This window comes from Aequorivita vladivostokensis (assembly GCF_000952855.1).
GTDB lineage: Bacteria > Bacteroidota > Bacteroidia > Flavobacteriales > Flavobacteriaceae > Aequorivita > Aequorivita vladivostokensis.
This window is the reverse complement of sequence record NZ_JSVU01000006.1, coordinates 177,753-185,787: the sequence shown is the minus strand read 5'-3', so window position 1 is coordinate 185,787 and position 8,035 is coordinate 177,753. Positions and strand designations below refer to the sequence as shown.

Annotated in this window: 9 protein-coding genes; 8 read left to right on the top strand and 1 reads right to left on the bottom strand. The window is 41.0% G+C overall.

The annotated features are described in order from the left end of the window. The 8 genes from MB09_RS11140 to MB09_RS11105 all read left to right on the top strand — a co-directional run. The coding region (locus tag MB09_RS11140; RefSeq protein WP_165586702.1) for an integrase core domain-containing protein at window positions 1-256 on the top strand (256 nt) is incomplete at its 5' end. A gap of 94 nt (window positions 257-350) precedes the next feature. Continuing rightward, on the top strand, window positions 351-1,292 hold the full coding sequence (locus tag MB09_RS11135; protein ID WP_045080990.1) for an aspartate carbamoyltransferase catalytic subunit: 942 nt from the start codon (window positions 351-353) through the stop codon (window positions 1,290-1,292). A gap of 29 nt (window positions 1,293-1,321) precedes the next feature. Further along, the gene (locus MB09_RS11130) at window positions 1,322-1,657 is read left to right on the top strand and encodes a hypothetical protein (RefSeq protein WP_045080989.1); all 336 of its coding nucleotides are present in this window, start codon (window positions 1,322-1,324) and stop codon (window positions 1,655-1,657) included. 101 nt (window positions 1,658-1,758) lie between these two features. Continuing rightward, entirely contained in the window at window positions 1,759-2,664 is a 906-nt protein-coding gene (locus MB09_RS11125) for a ribonuclease Z (protein WP_045080988.1), read from the top strand. 204 nt (window positions 2,665-2,868) lie between these two features. Then, a complete protein-coding gene (pdxH, locus tag MB09_RS11120) occupies window positions 2,869-3,513 on the top strand; it encodes a pyridoxamine 5'-phosphate oxidase (RefSeq protein WP_045080987.1) in 645 nt (214 codons plus the stop codon). 119 nt (window positions 3,514-3,632) lie between these two features. Beyond that, window positions 3,633-4,118, top strand: a complete 486-nt coding sequence (locus tag MB09_RS11115; protein ID WP_045080986.1) for a SixA phosphatase family protein — start codon at window positions 3,633-3,635, stop codon at window positions 4,116-4,118. Further along, a complete protein-coding gene (gene ppk1 / locus MB09_RS11110) occupies window positions 4,118-6,214 on the top strand; it encodes a polyphosphate kinase 1 (RefSeq protein ID WP_045080985.1) in 2,097 nt (698 codons plus the stop codon). The genes MB09_RS11115 and ppk1 overlap by 1 nt, the downstream gene beginning before the upstream one ends. Before the next feature lie 2 nt (window positions 6,215-6,216). Then, window positions 6,217-7,131, top strand: a complete 915-nt coding sequence (locus tag MB09_RS11105) for a Ppx/GppA phosphatase family protein (protein ID WP_045080984.1) — start codon at window positions 6,217-6,219, stop codon at window positions 7,129-7,131. A gap of 449 nt (window positions 7,132-7,580) precedes the next feature. On the opposite strand, the gene MB09_RS15520 is transcribed toward MB09_RS11105, so the two are convergent. Next, entirely contained in the window at window positions 7,581-7,907 is a 327-nt protein-coding gene (locus MB09_RS15520; RefSeq protein ID WP_131459892.1) for a hypothetical protein, read from the bottom strand. Window positions 7,908-8,035 lie beyond the last annotated feature (128 nt).

Below are 8,035 nucleotides of genomic sequence, written 5' to 3'. Positions count from 1 at the left end.
TACAGAGGGGCGATTAAGGAACAGTATGTGTGTGAACGTCTATGAGAATCCCCATGCGGAGCGGATCAATGGCACTATAAAGAACAACTATCTGAAAGGATATAACCCCATAGGTTTTGAAGGATTAGTAAGAAGTTTAAATAAAGCAGTATATATGTACAACCATGAAAAACCCCATAGTTCAATCAACCATAAAACTCCCGTACAATTTGAAAAGGAAATAAAAATGAAAAAAGAATTAGTAACTTTAAATTAAATAACCAACTTCAAAAAAGGTCAACCTTATTTAGTACTCTACATTTCAGAAACCTGAAACCTGAAACCTGCAACTTGAAACCTGAAACCAAAAAATGGAACTAAGTGTAAACCACTTACTGGGAATAAAATACATCACCGAAGCCGATATCCAACTCATCTTCGAAACGGCAGACCATTTTAAGGAAGTAATCAATCGGCCCATCAAAAAAGTTCCCTCGCTTCGCGACATTACCATTGCCAATCTCTTTTTTGAAAACAGTACGCGTACCAAACTTTCCTTTGAACTTGCAGAGAAAAGGCTTTCCGCAGACGTTATAAACTTCGCTTCTTCGAGTTCCTCCGTTACCAAAGGTGAAACGCTAATTGATACCGTAAACAACATCCTTTCAATGAAAGTGGATATGGTGGTGATGCGCCACCCCAATCCGGGCGCGGGCGTATTTCTTTCAAAGCATGTAAACGCAAGTATTATCAACGCTGGCGACGGTGCCCACGAACATCCCACCCAAGCATTGTTGGACAGCTATTCCATTCGTGAAAAGCTGGGCGATGTGGCTGGAAAAAAGGTTGTAATTGTAGGAGATATTCTTCATTCACGGGTTGCGTTGTCGAATATTTTCGCTCTACAAAAACTTGGAGCGACCGTTAAGGTATGTGGCCCTAAAACGCTTATTCCTAAATATATGGAAAAACTTGACGTTGGTGTTGAAACGAACCTTCGCAACGCGTTGGAATGGTGCGATGTGGCAAATATGCTGCGCGTGCAGAACGAGCGGATGGACATCAGCTATTTCCCAACTACGAGGGAATATACGCAGCAATTCGGATTAAACAAACAACTGCTCGATTCACTAAACAAAGAAATTGTTGTGATGCACCCTGGCCCGATAAACCGCGGCGTGGAAATTACCAGCGATGTGGCGGACAGCAAACAATCCATAATTTTGGAACAAGTACAGAACGGCGTTGCCATACGTATGGCGGTAATCTATTTATTGGCTTCAAAAATAAAACATCCTGAAAACATTAATTAAAAGAGATACTCGCCTGCGCGGGCAATATTATGAAGATTGAGAATCACCCTAATTTCGTGGTCCTTGAAGATGAAAAGGACGATATTATTGACTTTGCCTCGTTTATTGAGAGCCAAGTGCCTTCCAAATACAAAGGGCAAAATGTAGTTTTGAATCTTTTGAAATACGAAGATTTGGAACTTCCGCAATTATTGCAGTTTCTTAAAACATCCAACCTTCACCGCAAAACCAAGCAATCCTTTGTAATTGTGAACGACGCTATCGATTTTGACGACGTTCCTTTTGAAATGATAGTGGTACCAACCCTACAGGAAGCGGGCGATATTATTGAAATGGAAGAAATTGAAAGAGATCTGGGATTTTAAAAAAGTTAGCAGTCGCAGTAAACAGTCACAGTTGTTACGTTTACCGCAAACTGAGACTAAAAGTCGCGACTGCAAACTGCAACTGCGACTGAATACTTAAAATGAAACTAACAATCCTCGGATGCCATTCTGCCACGCCCACAGCCTCCGCGCACCCAACGGCGCAGGTGTTGGAGATAAAGGGGCATTTGTTTTTGATTGATTGCGGCGAGGGCACCCAAATGCAGCTTCGGAAATACAGGGTGAAATTCTCGCGGATTCGGCATATTTTTATTTCACATTTGCACGGCGACCATTTTTATGGTTTGGTGGGACTTATTTCCACTTTTCTGCTTTTGGGAAGGGAGGCAGAGCTGCACATTTACGGGCCGAAGGGCATAAAGCAGGCAATATTACTGCTGCTTAAACTGGGGAAAGCCTACACAAACTATTCGCTGTATTTTCACGAATTGGAAGAAACAACGCCACAGCTCATTTTTGAGGATGATAAAGTTTCTGTGGAAACCATCCCATTGGACCACAGGGTTTATACCAACGGATTTCTTTTCAAAGAAAAACTTGATGACCGAAAATTAGATATAGAAAAAGCCCGAAAGCTCAATATCGATTTAAGTTATTACAACAAAATAAAACAGGGCTTTGATGTTGAGAATAGGGATGGAAAGCTCATTCCCAATAAAGAAATAACTTTTGACCCACCACCGCCAAAAAGTTACGCCTATTGCAGCGATACGGCCTATTATCCTGAAATAGTGCCACAAATTGAAAACGCGACGGTTCTGTACCACGAATCCACCTTTTTGGAAGAACACCACCATCTCTGCGAAAAAACCAAGCACAGCACCGCAAAGGAAGCGGGCGTAATTGCGCGAAAGGCAAAGGTTGGCACTTTAATCCTTGGGCATTATTCCGGACGTTACGGCAATTTGGAGCTTTTCCGAAGAGAGGCGCAGGAGGTATTTGATAATGTGGAATTGGCAGAGGACGGAAAAGTATTTGCTTTTTAAATTGATCCCGATAGCTGTCGGGACGAAATCGAAGTTGTTTCAAAGTTGATGTTTTTTCAAAAACAACACAAAATATAGCATCCAAAGCACCCCGCACCCCGCACCCCGCACCCAGCACCCAGCATCAAAAATTTTAATACATATTTAATAAGCCACTGTTTTATAGCTTCGTTAAAACTCTTAACTTGCGTTAAAACTTGAGCAATGGCCGAAAAGCTTCACGATTACCGAAAATCCTACGAAAAAGGAATCCTTTCCGAAGAAACCGTTGACGAAAACCCGATGCAACAGTTCCGAACTTGGTTTTTTGAGGTGAAAGATAGCGGGGGTGTGGATGAAGTAAATGCTATGACAATTTCCACAATCGGCACCGATGGTTTTCCAAAGGGGCGCGTAGTGCTGTTAAAAAAATATGACGAATACGGCTTCTATTTTTACACCAATTACAACAGCGAAAAAGGCAAATCCATAGCCAATAACAACAGGGTCTCGCTTTCTTTTTTTTGGCCAAATATGGAGCGGCAGATTATCATAAAAGGAACTGCGGAAAAAACCTCGGTAGCAGATTCGACCAATTATTTTCATTCAAGGCCCAAGGGAAGCCAATTGGGCGCAGCGGTTTCGCACCAAAGTGAAGTCGTAGCTTCCCGAGAGGTTCTGGAAAAAAATCTCGCTGAACTCGAAAAGAAATACGAAAATAAAGAAGTTCCCAAGCCTGAAGATTGGGGCGGTTTTTTGGTGAAACCTATTTCCATAGAATTTTGGCAGGGCAGGCCCAATCGGCTTCACGACAGGATTCGTTATACTATGAAGGGCAACGATTGGGTGATTGAACGTTTGGCGCCCTAGGTTTAAAAATTCCAAATTCCAAATTCCAAAATCCAAATATCAAATATCAAATTCCAAGTACACCTACTACACCTGAAACGAGAAACTTGAAACCAGAAACAAAAAATAGAAACAATTTTATGAAGACATTATACTTAGTCCGCCACGCAAAATCATCCTGGAAGCACGATGTGGAAGACCACAAGCGCCCGTTGAAGGGTAGGGGTGAACGTGACGGCAAATTGGTTTCCAAAAAAGTAGCAAAGGAAATTGACCCGCCCCAACGGATTATCACTAGCGATGCCACACGCGCGCTTTCCACCGCACATTTTTTTAAGGACGCACTGGAAATAGACGAGACTAACTTTGAAACCAATCACGACCTCTATGATTTTAGCGGGCAAAATGTAATGAGAATTATAAAATCACTGCCGGATAGTCTCGATAAAATAATGATTGTTGGCCACAATCACGCTTTTACATCCGTTGCAAATATGCTCGGAAACCGCTATATTGACAATGTTCCAACCTGTGGTTTTGTAATGTTGCAGTTTGACGAAAAAAAATGGAGCGATATAACTACGGGTGAAACCGTTAAAACTATTTTCCCAAGGGATCTCAAATAATGACCGAAAAAATTGATACACATACCCAAGTTCGCAATCAATACAACAACAGGGAGTTAAGCTGGTTACAGTTTAATGCCCGGGTTTTGCAGGAAGCGAACGATAAGAAACTGCCACTATTGGAAAGACTTCGGTTTTTGGGTATTTTTTCTAACAATCTCGATGAGTTCTTTAAGGTGCGCTACGCCACCATCAGAAGAATTGTGGAGGCCGGAAAAACGGGCAGGAGCTTTTTGGGTGGTATTTCCGCAAAAGATCTTTTGGAGGAAATAACTCTTACGGTTATAGACCAGCAGGCACACAGTTTGAATATTCTCAGCAATATCCAAAAGGAACTGCGAAAGGAGAATATCTTCATCATAAACGAAAGAGAAATTACCCCAGACCAAAGCAAGTTTATTTCTGAATATTTTGTGCGCTATGTGAGTCCAGCAATGATGACGATTATGATTGGCGAACTCGATGAATTCCCCAGTCTGCGCGATAGTGCCGCCTATCTTGCCGTAACAATGGTGATGAGCAAGGAGGACGATACTTTTGAGGCAAAACACAATTATGCACTTATAGAAATCCCCCGCACCATTGACCGTTTCGTAGTGCTTCCGCCGCAAGGGGAAAAGCAATATGTAATCATTCTTGACGATCTTATTCGCCATTGCCTTCACAACATTTTCAGCATTTTTAAATATGAAACCATTTCGGCACATATGATTAAGATTACTAGGGATGCCGAACTGGACATTGATAGCGACCTAAGCCGCAGCTTTATTGATAAGATTTCAAAAAGTGTAAAAAATAGGAGCGTGGGCGATCCCGTGCGTTTTGTCTATGATAAAAGCATCGATAAGAAAACACTTCAGTTTTTACTGAATAAGATGGGCATCGACAAAACCGACAGTATTATTCCCGGAGGGCGGTACCATAACCGTCGTGACTATATGAATTTTCCCCGTTTGGGAAGGCCCGATCTGCAATACGAACATAAAGAACCATTACCCATTCCGGGACTAAGCCTGCAAGGAAGCTTGTTTGATAAAATTGCCGAAAAGGATTACCTCTTGCATGCCCCCTACCAAACCTTTATGTATGTAATTAAATTCTTGCGGGAGGCGGCGCTGGATCCAAAGGTGAAATCCATCAAGATTACCATTTACCGTCTGGCGGAAGTTTCGCACATTGCCAGTTCGCTTATAAACGCAAAGAAAAACGGGAAAGATGTAACCGTTCAAATAGAACTGCAGGCGCGTTTTGACGAAGAAGCAAATATAGAATATGCTGAACTGCTCCAAAGCGAGGACATTCGTCTTATTTTTGGAGTAAAAGGATTGAAGGTGCACTGCAAGGCGTGTTTGGTGGAAAGGGTAGAAAACAACAAAACCATTCGCTACGGAATTTTAAGTACTGGAAACTTCAATGAATCTACTGCTCGGCTTTATACCGATTACACCCTATTTACCGCAGACCAGAGAATTTGCAAGGAAATAAACAAGGTGTTTGAGTTTTTTGAAGTGAATTATCTAGTGCGTAAATACAATCATTTAATTGTTTCGCCCCATTATACTCGCAAGGCCATCTATCATTTGATAGACACTGAAATAAAAAACAAAAAAGCAGGACTCCCTAGCGGAATTAAGTTGAAGCTTAACAGTCTATCAGATTACAAAATGATCGACAAGCTTTATGAAGCGAGCCGGGCAGGGGTAAAGATAAAAATGATAGTGCGCGGCATTTGTTGTTTGATTCCCGGCGTGGAAGGCATGAGTGAAAATATAGAGGCCATCAGTATTGTAGGAAAATTTCTGGAGCATCCACGGTTGTTTATTTTTGAGAATGGCGGCAATCCGAAAGTATATATTTCTTCGGCCGATTTTATGGGAAGAAACCTAGATAATAGGGTAGAAATTTCCTGCCCCATTTACGATGAAGGTATAAAGAAGGAAATTCTCGAAAATTTTGAAATAGGCTGGCGCGATAACGTTAAGGCGCGCGTAATAAGTATTAAGAATGACAATGCTTACGTAAAGAACAACAAGCCGCCCGTACGGTCGCAGTTTAAAATGTATGATTATTATTTAAAGAAACTTGAAGTAAAATAGCTTTGTTGAAAATAGAAAAATACGGTGCGGTAGATATTGGCAGTAATGCCATCCGTTTGCTGGTGGTAACCGTGATTGAGCAAAAAGAAAGAGACACCATTTTCAAAAAAACATCTCTGGTCCGGGTGCCCATACGGTTGGGAGCAGAGGTTTTCTTGGAGGGAAAAATTTCTGAAAACAGCGCCCACAGAATGATAGATGCCATGCAAGCGTTCCGGCTCCTGATGAAAACGCATAACGTAAAACGGTTTCGGGCCTGTGCCACCTCGGCAATGCGGGAAGCATCCAACGGAAGCGAAATAGCGCAGACAATCGAACAAAAAAGCGGTATATCCATAAACATCATTGATGGAAAGGACGAGGCCGCTATAATAGCTTCTACCGATTTAAAGAACCTGATACAGGATGATAAGGTCTTTCTGTATGTGGACGTGGGCGGTGGCAGTACCGAGCTTACCGTCTTTGCCAATGGCGCCAATGTATCGTCCAAGAGTTTTAAACTGGGCACGGTGCGTATGCTGGAAGGCCAAGTAGATGAACGCATTTGGGACGAGATGGAAGCTTGGATTAAAAGGGAAACGAAAGGTTTTAAAAAAGTTGCCATGATAGGCAGCGGCGGAAATATCAATACCATTTTCAAAAAGAGCGGAAAGAAGATAGGCAAGCCACTTAGCTACTTATATCTCTCTTCCTATTATGAACTGATGAAATCGCTTACCTATGAAGAGCGCATCACCGAACTGGATATGAACCCAGACCGCGCCGATGTGGTAATCCCGGCTACGCGCATCTATCTTTCGGCGATGAAATGGAGCAAGGCAAAAAACGTATATGTCCCAAAGATTGGGCTAAGCGATGGCATTGTAAAAAGCCTTTATAATGAAAAACTGGCTGCAGAGGTGGAGGTTAATTCCTAAAGTGGGCTGCTAAAAGTTTTTTTGGAAGGCCATTTTTTTGTAACGAATGCATGAAATTTTTTTTGAATTATTCGGTGGGGAAAGGGTTACTATTGTAGTCCACAGATTTATTCCGTCAGAAAATTTGATGTATAATTTATCACAAAATCAAGCATAAATTGTTGAATAAATGATTCATCAATGGATTCATCACTTTTTTTTAAATCAGCGTATAATTTTTGGTATTCTTTCGTCTTTCTATATTCATTAAATTGACGTCGTTTGAATTCGATAAAGTCTTCGAAACCGTATTCTCGTGATTCATTAAATCTACCGTTTTCAATTTCGAGTAACAAATAATGGCTATAAAGTGATGCATAACCTTGGTGAACGTATTCAACTAAGTCGCCGTACGGAAGAATTAGAATCCCGGTAAACCAGTCTATTTTAACCTTATCTTGTCTTGGAAACTACCTTTTATAGATTGAAATCCATTGTTGCCTTGAATTCCCTTCTTCGTCTTTATAGAAACCAATTGGTCTGGTCATATCAATAAGGTATAATTCGCTATCGATTATCTCGAAGTGACCAACGTAGCCGCGCCAGAGCGCAGTCGATACCATATCTGGTCTATTCTCAGGATTTTTCTCAAAATAAGGCTCCAACGGATTTGAATTTAAACTGTATTCAGTACCGTTATAGGTTATCTTGTCAGGATATTGGGCAGTAATTGGTAATTCAGCTTTTACGATTCCAATATTTAAAAACATTATTAAAATGTATAGTGATTTTCTCATATTACGGACATACGTTTTGTTCCTAAACATTTAAGATTAGTCTGCTTTTGAGTAAACTCAATATCAGCTAATTCAATTGCTTTCTCTGATATTTGTTTTAATGGACTCGTCTTTTTTTAAAAAAATTA